This is a genomic window from Streptomyces sp. NPDC043952, assembly GCF_056435325.1.
This window is the reverse complement of the sequence record NZ_JBWKES010000014.1, coordinates 83994-101531: the sequence shown is the minus strand read 5'-3', so window position 1 is coordinate 101531 and position 17538 is coordinate 83994. Positions and strand designations below refer to the sequence as shown.

Sequence of the window (17538 nt, the reverse complement as noted above, 5' to 3'; positions counted from 1 at the left end):
GTTCGGCCGAACTGCCCGCCCGGCCAGGGGAAATGGCCCGGAGCGGTCCGCTGGGGGAGTGGACACGTCAGGCGAACAGGGCGCGTCCGTACCAGTCCTGGACATCGCGCACGCCGGGCAGCGCGAAGAAGTAGCCGCCGCCGAACGGGCTGATGTAGTCGGTCAGCGGCTCGCCGGCCAGCCGGTGCTGCACGGTCTCGAACTGCCGTACAAGGTCCTGCTGGTAGCAGGAGAACAGCAGGCCCATGTCGAGGTTGCCGTTGGCGTCCATGCCCCGGTCGTAGTTGTAGGCGCGGCGCAGCAGCCGCTGCCGGGCGGTGGCGGGGGTGCGCGGGTTGGCCAGCCGGATGTGCGCGTCCAGCGGGATGACGTCGCCCTTGGGGTCGTCGGCGTACCGCGGCACGTCCTGCTCGCGGTCACCGTCCAGCGGTGCGCCGGAGGAGCGGGACCGGCCGATCATCCGCTCCTGCTCGCCGAGCGAGACCCGGTCCCAGAACTCCACCAGCATCCGGATCAGCCGGACGACCTGGTAGCTGCCGCCGACGGCCCAGTCCGGCTCGCCCGAGTCCCGCCCCACCCAGACCAGTTGGTCCATCTCGCGGGTGCTCGCGGTGTCCGGGTTGGCGATGCCGTCCCGGAACCCCAGCAGATTGCGCGGGGTGCCGGAGGGCCGGGGCGGGCTGGCGAAGCCGTCCATCCGCCAGCGGACCTGGATGCCGCCGCGCGTGTGCCGGGCTATGTCGCGCAGCGCGTGCAGGGTGACATCCGGGTCGTCGGCGTGCAGTTGGAGGCTGAGATCGCCATGGCACCACTCGGCCTTGAGGTCGTCGTCGGGGAAGGCGGGCATGGCGGTCAGCCGCCTGGGCCTGCGCGCGCTCAGCCCGAACCGGTCGTCGAACAGCGAGGCGCCGACGCCCACGGTGACGGCCAGCCGGCCGCCGGGGAGCCGGTCGCCGAGGATGCCCGAGTCGGCGGGGGGCCCGGTGACGCCCACCGGGTCCGGGGTGCCGCCCGTGGTGAGCAGCCGCGCCCGCTCCGTCAACGTGCGCAGAACATCGGCGAGTTCGGCCCGGCTCCCGGCGGTCACGTCGAGCGCGGCGAACACACAGGTACGGCGCGGGGCCGCGATCGCCGATGCCTGGTGGACGCCGTGGAACGGGGCGAGGGCGGACGCCGGTGCGCCCCCGGCCGGTTCGGGGGCGGCGGCACTGGTGGCGAGCCCCGCACCGGCGAGGGCGGCGCCGCGCAGAAAGCCGCGCCGGGCGAGTGCATTGGGTCGTTCGGCGGTGCTCACACGGTCCTCCGGGGGTCGCACAGGGTCGCCACCGATGCCAGCCGCTCCACGAGGCCGTCGAGCACGGAGTCGGTCCGTTCCCGCTGGGCGCGGGTCAGTCCGCCGAGCGCGGTCCAGCGCCCGCCGTGCCGGAACCCGTCGAGCATCTGCCCGGCGCGCGTCAACTCCCTTTCCAGGCCCGGCAGATCGGCGTACCGGGTGGTGAGCAGCGGACGCAGCCGGGACAGCACCTCGCGGGTGCCGTCGAGGTTGGCGCGGGCGGTGGCGAGATTGCTGCCGCTGCCGTAGTCGGTGCGGCCGGTCAGCTCGAACTGCACGGTGTTCTCCAGGATCTCGTGCGCGCGCAGCCCGAGTTGGGCGGGGTCCATCCGGCTCTGCGCCCAGTTGTCGCGCAGTTCGGTGAGCGCCGTGACCAGGGCGGCCGCCGGGGCGCGCAGCCCGCTCGCCGGCTCGCCGTGCCACAGGCCGTACTCGATGCGGTGGAACCCGGTGAAGTCCTTGTCGTGCACCCCACGGGGCAGTCCGGCGTCGGTGCCGTTGATCTTGCCGTCGGCGTCGCCGAAGGCGTCGTACGCCGCTCCGAGCCGCTCGTACTGGAGGTGCGCCGGCAGCCAGGCCGAGCGGGCGGCGGCGAGATCGCCGCGGTCGATCGCGTCCTTCAGCTTGGCCGAAAGCCGTACGGCGGTGGCGAGTCCGCCGCCCACCCACTTCTGGTAGGCGAGCGCGGGCGGGATCAGATCGTGCTCGGTGACCGGCACGGCGCCGGGGCCCCGCCGCCCGCCGGTGACGTGGACGGTGGGGCCGGTGACGGCGTCGGCGTCGTCGGGCACGCACATGAACGCGTACGCGCCCTTGCCCACCCGGACCGTCAACTGCCGTGTGGTGCCGGGGCCGATGCCCTCCACCTCGCCGTACACGGCATGGGTGGCCGGGTCCTCCAGATAGACCTCGGCGGCGCCGTCGGAGGTGTTGTGCAGGTCGAAGGTCTGCACTCCGGGCTCGGGGCGGGTCCAGCCCCGGCCGCAGTGGCTCTCGGAGACCTCGACGACGAGGCGCCGTGCGGCGGTGGCGGTCTTCTCCGGCCCGGAGCCGCCGGTGCACAGGGCCGCCAGCGCGAGCGCCACGGCGAGGACGAGGAACACGGCCGGCGCCGTCCGGAGACGACGCGACCGCGTGCCGAGGCGGGGCAACGGCATGCTGAGCCTTTCCGGACGACGTACGCAGCGGTCCGCGGGGCGCTTTGATCGCCGGCGGAACGGCCTCATCGTAGACACCCGGAGGGAACCGAACGCCCGTCCGGGGTGTTCGGTGGCCAAGAATTTTCCGGGGGTTCACCGGCCGGTACATCGACCGGGGTCCGGTTTCAGTGCACGGGGAAGCCGAAGCCGTAGCCCTGCTGCTTGAGCCACGGCAGCAGGGTGCGCAGCGCGGCCACGGTCTGCGAGCGGTCGCCGCCCGCGTCGTGGAAGAGCAGGGTGGGCCCGTTGGACAGCTCGCTCCTGACGGTGGCGAGGATGGCGGCCGTGCCCGGCCGCTCGAAGTCCTTGGAGTCCACGTTCCAGCCCAGCGGCCGCATCCCGTGCGCCGCCGCGAGCTTGCGGCTGTACGGCGTGAACGCGCCGCCCGGCGCCCGGTAGTACATCGGGCGGACGCCCCCGGACGCCTCGGTGATCTGCCGCTCGGCGTCCAGGATCTGCTGCGACTGGTAGGACTCGGACTTGTGGTCCATGCCGGTGTCGTGCGACACCGTGTGGTCGCACAGCCGGTGCCCGGCCGCGACCACCTTCCTGACGACGTCCGGGTGCGCCTGCGCCTCGGGGCCGATCATGCAGAACGTCGCCTTGACGCCGTTCTCCCGCAGCACCTGGAGCACCTGAGGGGTCCAGGTCGGGTCGGGGCCGTCGTCGATGGTGATGTTGACGGCGTGCGCGCCGCCGTCGGAGGAGTGGGCGATGACGGGGGACACGGCCACCGTCTTCGGCGCGGTGTGGTGAGCCGGCGCCGCCGGGGCGTGGTTCTGCCCCGCCTGCGCGGTCCACACCGAGGCGGCGGCCGCCATCGCCGTCACCCCGACCGCCGCCCCGATCACCCGGCCGTACCATTCCCGCCCCGCGTGCCGCGCCATGTCCCGCCCCCTGCTCCCCGCCGTGTCCCCGGCTCTCGTCTCCTGCACTGCACCTGCCAGGACGGCGGGCGGGCCGCCCGCGCTCCCGCTGTTACCGATCACGGACAATTCCGCGACAACGCCCGGACCTGCGCCGCGGCACCGAGAGCGCACGCACCGGCCGCGAAGGGGTACTCCGGGACGTGGACGCACGGCACGAGGCCCGAGGGACGGGGTGATCCGGATGCCGCCACCAGGAGCGGGGACGCACGAGCCGGCGGGCGGGCCGCCGCGCCCCGAGGCCCTGACCAGGATCATGCTCAGGCCGCTGGCCAGCAGCCTGCCGCTGGGCTTCTTCGCCTTCGGCACCGGCAGCGTGCTGCTGTCCGCCCAGCAGCTGCACTGGGTGCCCGCGGCCCAGACGGCACCGCTGATGCTGCTGATCCTGGTCTTCGCGGTGCCCCTGGAACTGCTCGCAGGCACGCTCGCCTTCCTCGCCCGCGACGGCGGCGCGGCCTGCGCCCTGTGCGTCCTCGGCGCCACCTGGGCGGGCACGGCGCTGGTCACCCTGCTCGGGCCACCGGGCCGGCGCAGCCCGACCCTCGCGGTGTTCGTGCTGGCCGTCGCCCCGCTGATGCTGCTCCTCTTCGTCGCCGCGCTCCCCGGCAAACCACTCTTCGGTGTGCTCCTGCTGCTCGGAGCGTGCCGCTTCGCCCTGACGGGCGCGTACGACGCCGGTGCCGGACCCGCGCTGGAGACCGCGGCCGGCTGGCTCGGCGTCCTCCTCTCCGCGTTCGCCCTGTACGGCGGCTTCGCCCTGCTCCTGGAGGACACCGCCCAGCGCACGGTCCTGCCCCTGGGCCGCCGCGGCCGGGCCCGTACGTCACTCCAGGGCGACCTCGCCACACAGCTGGAGCAGGCGGAGCGGGAGGCGGGGGTGCGGCGGCAGCTGTGAGCGGAGCCGGTCGGACGGCAGGCGACCGTGCGGTGAGGGGTGCCGGCCGGACGGCGACGACGGCGTTGTGAGGGAGCCGGTCGGACCGGGGCGACCGCGCCGCTCACCCGCCGGTCAGCGCCGCCCGTACGATCGCCGCGGCCGCCCCGCTCGCCGCCAGCACCGGTGCCGTGCTGCGCGCGGCGCGGGCCAGCATGAAGGCGCCCTCCAGGAGGGCGATGACGGAGGAAGCCGTGTCGCGGGCGAGGCGGGCGGGGACGCCGCCGGTGGTGTAGAAGGCGGCGAGGTGGCCGATCCAGCCGTCGAAGACCTCGGAAGTGGCCTTGCGCAGCGGCTCGTTGGTGCTCGCCACCTCCAGCGCGACCGTGGCGATGGGACAGGGGTCGGCGAAGTCCAGGGCGGTCAGCGTGTCCGCGGCGGCGGTGAAGGCGTCGGCGGTGGCCCTGACCGGGTCGTCGGACGAGGCCATGAGGGTCGTGACGAGATCCAGGTAGACGGCGCCCGAAGTGCGGACGATCTCCTCGGCCAGCTGAGCCTTGCCGCCGGGGAAGAAGTGGTAGATCGACCCGAACGGCGCGCCGGCCGCCTCGGCGATCTGCTTCATGCCCGTACCGGTGTAGCCCGAGCGGCGGAACAGCTCGGTACCGGCGCGCACGATGCGTTGCCGCGTCTCATGGGTGCTCGCGGTCTTGCCGTCGCTCACGGAACGAAACCTCCGGAAAGCCGGTTGCCGACGGTCGGTCGGCGTCTATTCTTTCACTAGAACGCTCTATCAAGTCGGGGGGCGACTCCCTCAGGTCCGGAGGAGGCTCCGACAGGTCCGCGGAGCGACCCCTCACGTCAGCGGAACGACCCAACACGTCCCCGTGTCGGCGCGCACGAGCCGACCGGATCGGAGGCGAGGGCATGCCGGAGATCGAGCTCAGCGCGGGAACCATCGACTACGTGGACACCGGGGGCGAGGGCCCCGTGCTCGTCCTGGTGCACGGCCTCGGCTTCGACGAGTCCGTGTGGACCGGCGTGATCCGGGCGCTGCGCCCGGACTTCCGGGTCGTCGTCCCGGTCCTCCCGCTCGGCAGCCACCGGCGCCCGATGCACCCGGACGCCGACCTCTCCGCCCACGGCGTCGCCCGGCTGCTCGCCGAGTTCATGGACCGTCTCGACCTGCGCCAGGTCACCCTCGTGCAGAACGACACCGGCACCGCCCAACTCCTCGTCGGCACCCGTGACGAACGCGTCGCCCGCCTGGTCCTGACCTCCTGCGAGGCCCTGGACAACTACCCGCCCGGCGTCCAGGGCCGTCTGCTGTCCGCGGCGTGCACGATCCCCGGCGGACTCTTCCTCCTCGTCCAGTCCTTCCGCTTCCCCTTCCTGGCCCGGATGCCCGTCGCGCTCGGCGGAATGGCGAAGCGCCCCCTGCCCAAGGAGCTGATCGCCCGCTGGTACAAACCGCTGCTGACGAACGCTCAGATCCGGCGTGACTTCGCCAAGTTCCTCCGCTCCACCCGCGCGGACTGCTACCTGGAGGCGGCCGGAAACCTTCCCTCCTTCACCCGCCCCGCCCTGGTCGCCTGGGGCGCCGAGGACCGGATGATGCCGCCGGTCACCGGCCGCCGACTGGCCCGGCTCCTCCCGGACTCCCGCTACGTGGAGATCCCCGGCGCCCGCACCCTCGTCCAACTGGACAACCCGGCCGCCCTCGTCGACGGGATCCGCCGCTTCGTCAAGGACAACCCGCTGCCCTGAGGGACCCGTCAGCCTTGGAGCGTCAGGTACAGCCGGGTGCCGCCGGGCCGGAAGCCCACGCGTTCGTATACGCGGCGCGAGCCCTCTCCCGAGTACTCCAGCCACACGCTCCGGGCACCCCGGCCGAACAGCGTCCCGGCCAGGCTCGCGGTGACCGCCGCGGCGATCCCCCGGCCCCGGTACGCCGGCAGGGTGCCGACGCCCGCCAGCTCCGCGGTGCCCTCGGCGGGCGCCGAACACAGGGCGCCGCCCGCGCAGCTCCCGTCCCCGGCGCGGACGAACCGGACCGCCCCGCCGCCCTCCTCGGTGCGCCGCAACCGGGCCGCGCCCTGCGGGGACGGGGCCCATTCGCCGCCGAACGCCTCGGCGAGCGCCGTGTCGACGGCGATGTAGTCCTCGTCGGTGACCGGCGCCTCCACCCGGACGCCGGCCCCCGGTTCCGGCGACGACTCGGGAATGGTGAGTGTCGCGGGGGTGCAGACGAGGTATTCGTGCACCGCCTCCGTGGTGAATCCGGCCCGCCGGAGCGCCGGTTCGACCGCCGGGGCGGCGTCCGGGGCGAATTCCAGCCGGGGCAGGAGTCCGCGGGAGCGGAACGCGTCGATCAGGTCCGCCACGTCCGCGTCGGTGGGTTCGGCGCCCGGAGCGGGGGTGGCGTAGTTGACGTACGGGCTCGTCGTGGCCGGATCGAACCCCGCGACGAAGCCGCCCGCCCGGCAGGCCGCCGGGCGGCGCAGGAGATGGGCGACGGCAAAGCTCTGGACATCGGTGTGCACGCTGAGAAGTCCTCACGGTGAAAGCGGTCGTGCGTACGAGGAAGCGCCTCGGTGAGCGAGGCGGCGGTGTGCTGGACACCGCGTCGTCGGGCCGCCGTGAGGAGAGCGTGGGAACGGGGGAGCGCGCTGCCGTGGGGCAGGGGGCTCAGTTCCGACGGCGGCCGCTGCGGGACGCCGAAACCATGGACTTCAGTCCTTCGGAGGGAGAAACGGGAATCGGATAGCTGCTGTTCGAGCTGGGTGGATCTTGCCATCGCCGGGGCAGGATGGCAAGCCCCGGACAGCGGAGGGGAGTTGCGGTCCGCGGCTCAGCCGATCCGGGCGTCGAGCCAGCTCAGGATCTCGGGGGTCACCTCGTCCGTGATGTCCGCGAACTCCTCGTGCTTCTTCAGGAACCCGGCGACGTACGGGCACACCGGCACGATCCGCTTGCCGAGCGCGCGCACGTCCGTGAGGGCGTACCCGACCAGTTGCCCGGCCAGGCCCTGCCCGGCGTGGGCGTCGTCGATCTCGGTGTGGAAGAAGACCCGCTGCTCGCCCCGGTCGCGGTAGGCGGTCAGGCCGGCGCGCTCGCCGCCGACCAGGATCTCGTAACGGTGCCGTGCGTCCACGCGCTCCACGGTCGGCGCGGGGGAGGACTGGTCCATGGTCGCCCTTTCGGCGGAGGGAACACCGGTGTGACGGGGTGCGGGAGGATGCCGCCGAGAGTCCGCCACGCCCCGCACTCTATCCCCGTTCCCGCAGGTCAGCGCCGCCGGGCGCCGACACGACAGTCCCGGCGGCCGCCGGTCCACCGCTCCCGGCGGCGTTCGTGCTCGAATGATCCATGCCGTCACCAAGTCCTCCGTGTGTGACGGCAATTCGTCACTCATGTTTCATGAGCATTTCAAGAACTTCCGTCCGCAATGTTGACTCGGCGATCAGCCGCCCGCACATTACCTAGCGGTAGAACTCGCTGGTAGTACCCGCAACTCCCTGCTCCACGGCCGTCGTCGTGCGCACCCCATGCAGCGCCCCGGCGGCCGGCGATACCCCCTGCCCCACACCCGTCGCGTAGAAGAGGGAGCACTCCCTATGCCCACCCCCGCCCTGCGCCGTGCCGCCGCCGCGGCATCCGCACTCGCCGGCACGCTGGCCCTCGGCCTCACCGCCGCCCCCGCCCATGCGGCGACGCCCCTCGACTACGCGGCACTCGGCGACAGTTACAGCGCCGGCTCGGGTGTCACGCCCGTCGACACCAGCAATCTGCTCTGCCTGCGCTCCACGGTGAACTACCCGCACGTCCTCGCGCAGGCGACCGGCGCCTCGCTGACGGACGTCACCTGCGGCGGAGCCGAGACCAAGGACTTCACCCAGTCCCAGTATCCGGGTGTGGCACCGCAGTTGGACGCGGTGAACGCGAACACCGACCTGGTGACGCTGACCATCGGCGGCAACGACAACAGCACCTTCCTGAACGCCATCGTGGACTGCGGCACCGCCGGCGTCCTCAGCGCCGGGTTCGGCCACCCCTGCAAGGACAAGTACGGCACGTCCTTCGACGACGCGATCGACGCGAACACCTATCCCGCGCTGAAGAGTGCCCTGACCGCCCTGCGGGCCAAGGCACCCCACGCCCGTGTGGCGGTGCTGGGCTACCCGTGGATCGTGCCCACCGCCTTCGAGGCGTCCTGCTTCGTCAAGCTGCCCATCGCCTCCGGCGACATCCCGTACCTGCGCGCCCTCCAGGCCCACCTCAACTCGGTCGTGCAGCGCGCCGCCCAGGAGACCGGGGCCACCTTCGTGGACTTCTCGCAGGCGTCCGACGGCCACGACGCCTGCCAGCCTTCGGGCACCCGGTGGATCGAGCCGCTGCTGTTCGGGTCGAACATTGTGCCGGTGCACCCCAACGCGCTCGGCGAGCAGCGCATGGCCGAGCGCACGATGAGCGTCCTGGGGCTCGGCTGACGAAGAACCGGATCAGGCGCGGGCGCCCCCGTCGACCCTGAGGACCGTGCCGGTCACGAAGGAGGACCGATCGCTGAGCAGCCACGCGGCGGCCTCGGCGATCTCCTCCGGGGCGGCCGGCCGGCCCAGCGGGATCCCCGCCGTGATCCGCTCGCGCACACCGGGCGAGTCCGCCTCCCAGCTCCGGGTCATCTCCGTCAGCGTGAAGCCCGGCGCGATCGCGTTGACGCGGATGCCCTCGGGGCCGTAGGTCACGGCGGCCGACGCGGTCATGCTGTTCACCGCCCGCTTCGTCGCCGCGTAGGCGGGCAGCTCGGGATTCCCGCGCAGGCTGCCCACCGACGAGTTGTTGACGATGGCACCGGTCCCGGCGCTCGCCCGGATGGCGGCCACCTCGGCGGCCATGGCCAGCCAGACACCCTTCATGTTCACCGTGTAGATCCGGTCGAGGTCGGCCTCCGGCAACTCGTCCAGGGGGCCGGGCCGCTGGATCGTCCCCCCGTTGTTGAACGCGACGTCGAGCCGGCCGAACCGCTCCACCGCGCGTTCCACGGCGGCACGCACGCTCGCCCCGTCGGAAAGGTCGCACACCACGTGGTCCGCGGTGCCGCCCGCCGCCCGGATCTCCCCGGCCACCGCCGCCAGTTGCTCCTCCGTCCGCGCCGCGAGCAGCACCCGCGCGCCCTCCCGTGCGAACAGCCGCGCCGCCGCCGCGCCGATGCCGCGCCCGGCACCGGTGATGAAGGCGACCTTGCCGGCCAGCAGCCCGGCGGAGGCCGGGTGAGGTGTCTCGGTGTTCTGTGTGCTGTTCATGCCTACGAGCCTGCGCCCTGCCCCGCCCCGTATCCAGGCACCGTCTGCACCCGGCTGGGCCATCCGGCGGGCGCGGACACCGGAACGGCGGACAGGGCGACTTCGCCACCCCGGACGCCCTGGAAGCGCTCGTGTCGGACGCGGGCACGCCGGTCGGCCTGGCGTTACCGAGGTGTACGCCCGCCGCTCAGCCGGATGAACTCCCCCCGTACAGGAGCTACTTGGCCGGGCGCAGGAACGAACTCCAGCCGCCCGCCGGCTTCTCGCCCACCTCCAGGGTGCGCAGTTGCGCGAGGATCGCCGGGTCCTGGGCGTCGAGCCAGTCGACGAACTGCCGGAAGGAGACGAGCCGTACCTCCGGCCGCCCGGCGATCTGCCGCAGCGCCTCCTCGACCGCGTCCATGTAGATGCCGCCGTTCCACTGCTCGAAGTGGTTGCCGATGAACAGCGGCGCGCGGTTCGTCTCGTAGGCCCGGTCGAATCCCGCCAGGTACGCCTGCGAGGTCTGGGCCCGCCAGTAGGGGTAGTTGTACGACGGCGCACGCGTCGAGTTCAGGGACTGGTTGGCCAGCATGTTCCAGTCCATGGACAGCACCTCGAAGCTGCGTCCGGGGAACGGGATGCCCTGCAACGGCAGATCCCATACGCCGTTCCGCTTGCGGGGCCAGCGCTGCACCCCGCCCGGAGACGAGGCGTCGTACCGCCAGCCCAGTGCGCGCGCGGCCGGCAGCAGGTTCTCCTGGCCGAGCAGACAGGGGGTGCGGCCGCCCACGAGTTCCTTGTCGTAGTCGAAAGGCAGCGGTGGCTCGTCGTGCCAGCCGGTGTTGGTCCGCCAGGTCTTGACGAAGGTCCGGGCCTGCTCGATCTCCCAGCGCCACTGGGCCGGGGTCCAGTCGGCCACCGATCCGGAGCCCTCGCAGAAGTGCCCGTTGAAGTGCGTGCCGATCTCGTGCCCGTCGAGCCAGGCCTGGCGGACGTACTTCAGGGTCTCCTTGATGTGCGCGTTCGTGAGATAGCCGATGTCCGAGGCGCCGACCGGGTTGTTCGGCGGCCGGTACAGCCGCTTCTTGTCCTCCGGCAGCAGATAGAGACCGGACAGGAAGAAGGTCATACGGGCGTCGTGCTCACGCGCGAGTTCCAGGAAGCGCGGGAAGAGTCCGGTGCCGAGTTCGCCCGCGCCGTCCCAGGAGAACACCACGAACTGCGGCGGGGTCTCGCCCGGTTCGAGGGGGGTGGGCGCGTCCGGCTGGTTCGGCTGGCGCCCGGTGTAGGAGGTCGAGCCGTCGCCGATCAGCCGGGGCGCCTGCCGCTGCCCGCCGGGTCCGCCCGAGCCGAGGCCCCATCCGCCGCCGTCGCACCCGGTCAGCGCGGCGGCCGCCACGCCGAGTCCGGCACCGAGGCCCAGGCGCGCCACACTCCGGCGGCTGATTCCTTGCGTCGCCACGCCATCGCCTCCTCGACCGGGGCATCCGAACCGCCCGACGCGACGCATAATATGGACGATAAGCGTACGAAAATCGTTATTTGACGCGGCGTGGTGCATAAAGGATATTCATACTTCGAGCCGGAGCCGGAGCCGGAGCCGGAGCCGGAGCCGGACCCGCGGCCGCTCAGCTCGCGCTCTCCTCCCCGGCCGGCACCGGCACGAGCGCGATCCGCTGCACGGCCCGGCTCAGCACCAGCACCCCCACGACGATCACCAGCGCCCCGCACGCCTCCGGCACCAGCCACCAGCCCGTGCGGATCCGCTCGTGGAACAGGGCGATGCCGAGGGTCAGGCTCACCACCGCGTCGCCGATGGTGAGCGCGGGCTGGGCCGCGGCCAGCGGGCCCGCCTGGAGCGCGTTCTCCAGGAGAAGGACGGCGGCCACCCCGGCGAGCGCGAAGCCGTACGTCTGCCAGGACCGCACAAACGCCTGGAATCCCTGGTCGGCGAAGGTGCCCGAGGCCGACTTCAGCAGCGCGGCGGTCAGCGCGTTGCCCGTGGCGGACGCGGCGCCCAGCAGGGCGGCACGCCGGGCCGCCGGGCGGCCGGGGGCGGCGAGGAGCACGGCGGCGGCCATCGCGCCGACGCACAGGCACAGCGCCGGGACCCAGCGGGTGAGCGGGGCCTGGTCGGTCGCCCCGTGCGGCGCGGCGGCGATCAGCAGCACGGCGAGCCCCGCCACACAGCTCGCCACACCCCACCAGCCCGAACGGGGCAACCGCCGGTGCATCAGCGGGGCGGCCACCAGCAGCGCGAACGGCAGCTCCAGGATGAACAGCGGCTGCACCAGCGCCAGCGGACCGTTGACCAGGGCCAGGCTCTGGAACAGGGCCGCGCAGATCACACCGGCCATGCCGATCATCCAGAACGGCCGGCGCACCAGCTCCGCGAGCAGCCGGATCCCGCCGCGGCTGCTCGCGGAGGCGGCCTTGCGCTGGAACGCGGTGCCGACGGCGTTGCTCGCCGCGCCCGCGACGGCGAACGCCGCGGCCAGTCCGATCACGCCCGTCTCCCCTGCCTGCGGTCGTCTCGTCCCGAGGAGTCTCACCCACAGCCTCTCGCACCCCGCGGAAGATCACCGCGTGGCGCGGGGCGGGACGGACGGCTGGGCCCGTCCGGTGCGCTCACCGGACGGGCCCAGCCGCGGGAAGGGACGGGTCAGGACAGGGCGAGGTCGTCGGCGTAGACCGTGCCCTGGCCGTACCAGCCGTGCACGTACACGGTGACCGTGCCGGAGGAGCCGGTGGTGAACGGCACCGTCAGCTTCTGCCAGGAGGAGGACGAGGTCCAGGTGCTGGCCGTCGCGCCCCCGCTCACCCCGAGGTAGGCGTACGACCCCTGCACCCAGCCGCTGAGCGTGTACGACGTGTTCGGCTTGAGGGTGAGGGTCTGGGCGCACTGGCCGGTCGCCGAGGAGGTCGGCGCGGTTTGCAGGGCGTGGCTGCCGCCGTGCGCCGGGGAGGAGACCACCGCGGCCCCGCTGTCGCAGGTCCAGGGCGAGAGCGAACCGCTCTCGAAATCACCGTTGGCCAGCGCCGTGGGGGTGCCGCCGCCGGACCCGTTCACGGTCAGGCTGAAGGTGGAGCTGTGGGTGGCCGAGCCCGCCGTGCCGGTGACGGTCAGCGGGTAGGTGCCCGGCGCGGTGGCGGCGGTCGTCTTCACGGTGAGCGTGGAGCTGCCGCCCGCGGTGACCGAGGTGGGGCTCAGCGTCGCGGTCACCCCGCTCGGCGCGCCGCTGACCGTCAGGCCGACGGACTGCGCGCTGCCCGAGGCCACCGACGTCTTCACGGTCGCCGTCGTCGAGGCGCCGGGATCGACGGCGGCGGAGGCGGGGGAGAGGGAGAGGGAGAAGTCGTTGGCCGGCGGGGTGGTCGTACCGCCCGAGAACGGCGCGAAGGTGTGCGTGAAGTACCAGGTGTCCTGGCTGATGCCCGAGCAGCTGTCGGAGCCGCCGGTGCCGGGGCAGCCGCCGTTGTCGCGCTGGAGCGCCCAGAAGGAGAGGGTGTTGATGCCCTTGGAGACCGCCCAGTTGTACACCGTCGTGGCGTCGGCGGTGGTGAAGGTCTCGGCCGCGCCGTAGTCGTCGATGCCGGGCATCTCGGTGACGCCGATCATGTTCCACAGCTGGCTGTCGGACAGGTTCGGGTACAGCGAGGCGAGCTGGTCGTGCAGCCCGCTCGCGGCCGTCTGGGTGTCGGTGGCCATGTGGTGGGTGGCGCCGTCGTAGTAGTCGAACGTCATGAGGTTGACGACGTCCACCTTGGCGCCCGCGGTCTTGGCGCTGCGCAGCACCGCGAGCCCGCTGTCGGCGAGCCCGGTCGTGGTGGTGGGCAGGGTGTACGAGAACTGCACCGAGCGCCCGTTGGCGGCGGCCCAGTCCTGGACCTTCTTGATGGCCTGGTTGCGGCGGTCGATGCCGGCCTGGTTGGTCAGCGAGTTGTCCTCGACGTCCATGTCGAGCCGGGAGACGTCGTACGTGGTGATGATCTTCTCGTAGGCGGCCGCGATGGAGTCGACGTTGGTGCAGCTGTCGGCGATCTCGGTGCCGCCGTCGTCGGCGGCGTATCCGCCCAGCGAGGGGATGACGTCGCCGCCGCGCGAGCGGATGGTGCCGAAGTCGGAGCCGTAGACCGAGGAGTCGATGGGCGTGCTGGTGTCGCCGTCCCAGTAGGGCGTGCAAGAGCCCTTCTTCTCGGTCTGGATGAAGGCCATGGTGAGGTACTTGGCGCCGGAGGACTGGGCGAGCGCGGCGGGGCTGTCGCCGTTGTACGCCTCGAAATAGGGGGCGAAGACATGTGCGGGCAACGGGGTCGCCGCGTGCGCGGTGCCCCCGATGCCCAGGGCCAGCCCCGCCGACGCGGCCAGGGTGGCCACGCCGGTGAGCAGGGCGCGTACGGATCTCGGACGTGTCATCGGGTACTCCCGGTTGGCGAACGACAGTCGATCGAGCGGGGGGTCTCGCACGGTAGGGCCCGGCCGGGGCTATTGGTCTAGGCCATGATTGGTCTGGACCAAACTCCGGTCAAGGTGCGGGAGCCGCCTTTTTGCATGTTTATGAAAGAGTCAACTGTTCGTTCTTTGACCGGAACTGACTGATCGTCAGGTCGCGCAGGTGCCGCCACCTCGGCGGATACGGCCCAGCAGATCCCGGTGATAGGCGGCGAGCCGCCCCTCGGGGACGGGCGCCGGGCTGCCGGTGAGGGTGTACCAGGTGTCATCGCCGAAGTGCTGCACGGCGACGCGCGCACTGCGGCCGTCGGACCGCAGGATCGTGGCCACGGTGAGCTCGCCGGTGATGATGCCGGCCTCGTCCGTCATCGCTCCGCCGGGCCCCGCGGTGACCCGGTCGACATAGCTGTTCACGCTCGGAGGGTTGCTCATGGGCCGCAGGGTTCCATCACGGCGGGCGCCACACCCGGACCGGCCCGCACCCGCGCGTGTCCGGCCCCGGCTCACACCCGGCTGGAGGTCGCGGTGTCCGCCGAGAGCCGTTGCGCCAGATAGATCGGCACCACCGACAGCAGCACCAGCACGGCGGCCACCACATTGACCACCGGCGCCTGCTGGGGCCGCGTCATGTTGTCGAAGATCCAGATCGGCAGGGTCTCGATGCCGGGCCCCGCCGTGAACGTGGTGACCACGATCTCGTCGAAGGACAGCGCGAACGACAGCAGCGCACCGGCCAGCAGCGCCGAGCGCACCAGCGGGAAGGTGACGTCCGCGAAGGCGCGGAAGCTGGTCGCGCCGAGGTCCATCGCCGCTTCCTCGTACGAGCCCGTCGTCCGCCGCAGCCGGGCCACCACGTTGTTGAACACCACGACGATGCAGAACGTGGCATGCCCGACGATCACCGTGAACAGCCCGATCCCCACCCCGAGCGGCCGGAGCACCGTGCCGAACGCCGAGTTGAGGGCGATGCCCGTGACGATGCCGGGCAGCGCGATCGGCAGCACCACCACGAACGACACCGTGTCCCGGCCGAAGAAGCGGTGCCGGGCCACGGCGAACGCGATCAGCGTGCCCAGGACCAGCGCGATCGCGGTCGCCCCGAGCCCCGCCTTCACCGACGTCCACAGGGCGTGCCGGGCGCCCGAGTCGTGCAGGGCCGCCGACCACCAGCGCCCGGTCACCCCCGGCGGCGGCCAGCTCGCGCTGCGGTCGGGGTTCAGCGAGTTGACGAGGACCAGCAGCAGCGGGACGTAGATCACCGCGAATCCGAGCCCGGCGCCGATGCGCAGGGCGATGCGCGCACTGCGGGTGAGATGCACGTCGCTCATCCTCTCCGGAGGCCGGTGCGGGGGCTGGTGCGGAGGCCGGTCACAGGCTGCTCAGGGCGCCGGTGCGGCGGATCGCCAGCAGGTACAGGACGATCACGAGCACGGGGACGGTGCCGAGCGCGGCGGCCATGGGCAGGTTCAACTCGATGTTGGAATACACGAGATTGCCGATCAGCTGTGTCTTGCCGCCGACGATCTGCACGGTGATGTAGTCGCCGAGGCTCAGCGAGAAGGTGAACACCGAGCCCGCCGCCACCGACGGCAGCACCATCGGCAGCACCACCGAACGGAAGGTGCGCCCCGCGCGGGCCCCGAGGTCCGCCGACGCGTCGAGCAGCCGCGCCGGAAGCTGTTCGAGCGCGGTGTGGACCGGCAGGATCATGTACGGCAGCCACAGGTACGTCAGCGTGAGCACGGTGGCCGGCAGCCCGAATCCGGGGCCGCCGGTGCCGAACGGCGCGAGCAGCCAGTCGGCGAGCCCGCCCCTCGACAGGATCAGCCGCCAGGCGTACACCTTGACCAGGTAACTCGCCCAGAGCGGGGTGAGGATGGCGACCACCAGCAGCGGGCGCCGGCGCGGCGGGGCCACCCGCGCGGTGTAGAAGGCGACCGGGAAGGCGATCAGCGCGCACAGCACGGTCACGGCGAGCGCGACGCCCACGCTGCGCACGATCACTTCGCGGAACACCGGCACCGTCACCAGCTGGTGGAAGTTGTCCGCCGACCAGACCTTCACCACCTGGGAGGTGAAGGAGTCGGTGGTCCAGAACGCGGAGGCGAACAGCACCGCCAGCGAGCCGAGGTACAGCACGATCAGCCACAGGAGCGGCGCGGTGAGCAGCAGGGTCAGGCGCAGCCGGGGCCGGCGGTGCAGGGCCCCGGCGAGCCGCCGTACCCCCGAGGCCTGTTCCGCGGTGGTCGCTTCGCTCGCCACCGGTCAGCCCTTGATCTCGGTCCAGGCCTGCACCCACTTGGCGTAGGGCACGCACTTCACGTCCTTGCGGCCGTCCAGGCACTGCTCGATCGGGGTGTTCCAGAAGGCGATCCGCTTCCAGTAGTTCTCGTCGGCCGCGTGGTAGACCGTGCAGAAGTTCCTGTCCGAAGTCTCCGCGCACGCCTTGGAGTTGGCGGGGGCCTCGCCGAAGTACTCGGCGACCTCGGCGTTGACCTTGGGGGAGACGATCCAGTTCAGCCATTTGTAGGCGCAGTTGGGGTGCTTGGCCTTGCTGGAGACCATCCAGGTGTCCGACCAGCCGGTCGAACCCTCTTTCGGAACCCGCGCCTTGACCTTGGCACCCTCGGAGGCCGCGAGGTTGGCGATCACCTGCCAGGTGGTCCCGACGACCGAGTCGCCGCTCTTGAAGGCGGAGACCTCCTTGAGGTAGTCGCCCCAGTACTCGCCCACGTTCGCGTTCTGCTTCTTCAGCAGGGCCACGGCCGCGTCGAACTGCCTCTGGTCCAGCGCGTACGGGTCCTTGATCTTCAACTCCGGCCTGGTGGCCTTGAGATAGAGGGCCGCGTCGGCGATGTAGATCGGCGAGTCGTACGCGGTCACGTGCCCCTTGTACCTGGACGCGCCCTCGAAGACCGCGGACCAGGAGGTGGGCGCGGGCTTCACCTTCTGGGTGTTGTACATCAGCAGATTGGCGCCCCGGCCGTGCGGGATGCCGTACATCCTGCCGTCCACCGAGTTCCAGGCGCCGTTCCTCAACCCGCTGAAGACGTCCTTGTAGTTGGGCACCAGGCCGGTGTTGACGGGGGCCGCGTCACCGGAGGCGATCAGCCGCAGGGAGGCGTCGCCGGAGGCGGACACGGCGTCGTACTCGCCGGTCTTCATGAGCTTGACCATCTCGTCCGAGCTGGCGGCGACCTTGGAGTGGACCTGGCAGCCCGTCCGCGTCTCGAAGTCGTGGACCCAGTCGACCCTCGGGTCGTTCGAGCCGTCCTCGACATAGCCGGCCCAGGCGATCAGGTTGACCTGCCCCTCGGTCCTGCCGAGCTTCGTCGGGGCCTTCAGATCGGGCGGGTTGAGGCCGGTGGCGGAGGTGGAGCCGGAGGAGTCGCAGGCGGCGGCGAGCAGCAGGGCGGCACCGGCGCAGGCGGCGGTGCGCAGGGTTCGGGTGAGACGCACGGCGTTTCT

17 protein-coding genes are annotated in these 17538 nt (G+C 72.0%); 3 read left to right on the top strand and 14 right to left on the bottom strand.

What is annotated here, in order from left to right:
• Positions 1 to 67: 67 nt before the first annotated feature.
• The 3 genes from efeB to AC069R_RS18300 all read right to left on the bottom strand — a co-directional run bounded on the left by efeB (position 68) and on the right by AC069R_RS18300 (position 3419).
• A complete protein-coding gene (gene efeB, locus AC069R_RS18310) occupies positions 68 to 1294 on the bottom strand; it encodes an iron uptake transporter deferrochelatase/peroxidase subunit (protein WP_478767814.1) in 1227 nt (408 codons plus the stop codon).
• Entirely contained in the window at positions 1291 to 2490 is a 1200-nt protein-coding gene (locus tag AC069R_RS18305) for an EfeM/EfeO family lipoprotein (RefSeq protein ID WP_478767813.1), read from the bottom strand. The genes efeB and AC069R_RS18305 overlap by 4 nt, the downstream gene beginning before the upstream one ends.
• A 167-nt stretch (positions 2491 to 2657) precedes the next feature.
• Entirely contained in the window at positions 2658 to 3419 is a 762-nt protein-coding gene (locus AC069R_RS18300) for a polysaccharide deacetylase family protein (RefSeq protein ID WP_478767812.1), read from the bottom strand.
• Between the two features lie 223 nt (positions 3420 to 3642).
• On the opposite strand from AC069R_RS18300, the gene AC069R_RS18295 reads away from it, so the two are divergent.
• On the top strand, positions 3643 to 4353 hold the full coding sequence (locus tag AC069R_RS18295) for an acetate uptake transporter family protein (protein ID WP_478767811.1): 711 nt from the start codon (positions 3643 to 3645) through the stop codon (positions 4351 to 4353).
• A 103-nt stretch (positions 4354 to 4456) separates the two neighbouring features.
• Here AC069R_RS18295 and AC069R_RS18290 read toward each other — a convergent pair whose 3' ends face one another.
• Entirely contained in the window at positions 4457 to 5056 is a 600-nt protein-coding gene (locus tag AC069R_RS18290; protein WP_478767810.1) for a TetR/AcrR family transcriptional regulator, read from the bottom strand.
• Between the two features lie 203 nt (positions 5057 to 5259).
• On the opposite strand from AC069R_RS18290, the gene AC069R_RS18285 reads away from it, so the two are divergent.
• Positions 5260 to 6099 (top strand): alpha/beta fold hydrolase, encoded by an 840-nt coding sequence (locus tag AC069R_RS18285; protein WP_478767809.1) that lies wholly within the window; start codon positions 5260 to 5262, stop codon positions 6097 to 6099.
• Between the two features lie 8 nt (positions 6100 to 6107).
• On the opposite strand, the gene AC069R_RS18280 is transcribed toward AC069R_RS18285, so the two are convergent.
• Together AC069R_RS18280 and AC069R_RS18275 are read right to left on the bottom strand one after the other, a co-directional pair.
• The gene (locus AC069R_RS18280) at positions 6108 to 6875 is read right to left on the bottom strand and encodes a GNAT family N-acetyltransferase (RefSeq protein WP_478767808.1); all 768 of its coding nucleotides are present in this window, start codon (positions 6873 to 6875) and stop codon (positions 6108 to 6110) included.
• A gap of 308 nt (positions 6876 to 7183) precedes the next feature.
• On the bottom strand, positions 7184 to 7522 hold the full coding sequence (locus AC069R_RS18275; RefSeq protein WP_478767807.1) for a GNAT family N-acetyltransferase: 339 nt from the start codon (positions 7520 to 7522) through the stop codon (positions 7184 to 7186).
• 427 nt (positions 7523 to 7949) lie between these two features.
• Between AC069R_RS18275 and AC069R_RS18270 the strand changes: the two genes are divergently transcribed.
• Positions 7950 to 8822 carry an SGNH/GDSL hydrolase family protein gene (locus AC069R_RS18270; RefSeq protein WP_478767806.1) on the top strand — a complete coding sequence of 291 codons (873 nt, stop codon included), beginning with the start codon at positions 7950 to 7952 and terminating at the stop codon, positions 8820 to 8822.
• A 12-nt stretch (positions 8823 to 8834) separates the two neighbouring features.
• Here the strand turns inward: AC069R_RS18270 and AC069R_RS18265 are convergent, their stop codons facing one another.
• From AC069R_RS18265 to AC069R_RS18230, 8 genes are all read right to left on the bottom strand, one after another.
• Entirely contained in the window at positions 8835 to 9635 is an 801-nt protein-coding gene (locus tag AC069R_RS18265) for an SDR family NAD(P)-dependent oxidoreductase (protein WP_478767805.1), read from the bottom strand.
• A 217-nt stretch (positions 9636 to 9852) separates the two neighbouring features.
• Positions 9853 to 11049: a polysaccharide deacetylase family protein gene (locus AC069R_RS18260; RefSeq protein WP_478767895.1), complete on the bottom strand. Its 1197-nt coding sequence runs from the start codon at positions 11047 to 11049 to the stop codon at positions 9853 to 9855.
• A 196-nt stretch (positions 11050 to 11245) separates the two neighbouring features.
• Positions 11246 to 12124, bottom strand: coding sequence for a DMT family transporter (locus AC069R_RS18255; RefSeq protein WP_478767804.1), 879 nt, complete (start codon positions 12122 to 12124; stop codon positions 11246 to 11248).
• Positions 12125 to 12279: 155 nt separating this feature from the next.
• Complete coding sequence (locus tag AC069R_RS18250) at positions 12280 to 14034, bottom strand: carbohydrate binding domain-containing protein (protein WP_478767803.1); 1755 nt, start codon at positions 14032 to 14034, stop codon at positions 12280 to 12282.
• A 186-nt stretch (positions 14035 to 14220) separates the two neighbouring features.
• Positions 14221 to 14502 (bottom strand): hypothetical protein, encoded by a 282-nt coding sequence (locus AC069R_RS18245; RefSeq protein WP_478767802.1) that lies wholly within the window; start codon positions 14500 to 14502, stop codon positions 14221 to 14223.
• Positions 14503 to 14573: 71 nt separating this feature from the next.
• Positions 14574 to 15389 carry an ABC transporter permease gene (locus AC069R_RS18240; protein WP_478767894.1) on the bottom strand — a complete coding sequence of 272 codons (816 nt, stop codon included), beginning with the start codon at positions 15387 to 15389 and terminating at the stop codon, positions 14574 to 14576.
• A gap of 49 nt (positions 15390 to 15438) precedes the next feature.
• Positions 15439 to 16332, bottom strand: a complete 894-nt coding sequence (locus AC069R_RS18235) for an ABC transporter permease (RefSeq protein WP_478767801.1) — start codon at positions 16330 to 16332, stop codon at positions 15439 to 15441.
• 3 nt (positions 16333 to 16335) lie between these two features.
• Complete coding sequence (locus AC069R_RS18230) at positions 16336 to 17529, bottom strand: ABC transporter substrate-binding protein (protein WP_478767800.1); 1194 nt, start codon at positions 17527 to 17529, stop codon at positions 16336 to 16338.
• Positions 17530 to 17538 lie beyond the last annotated feature (9 nt).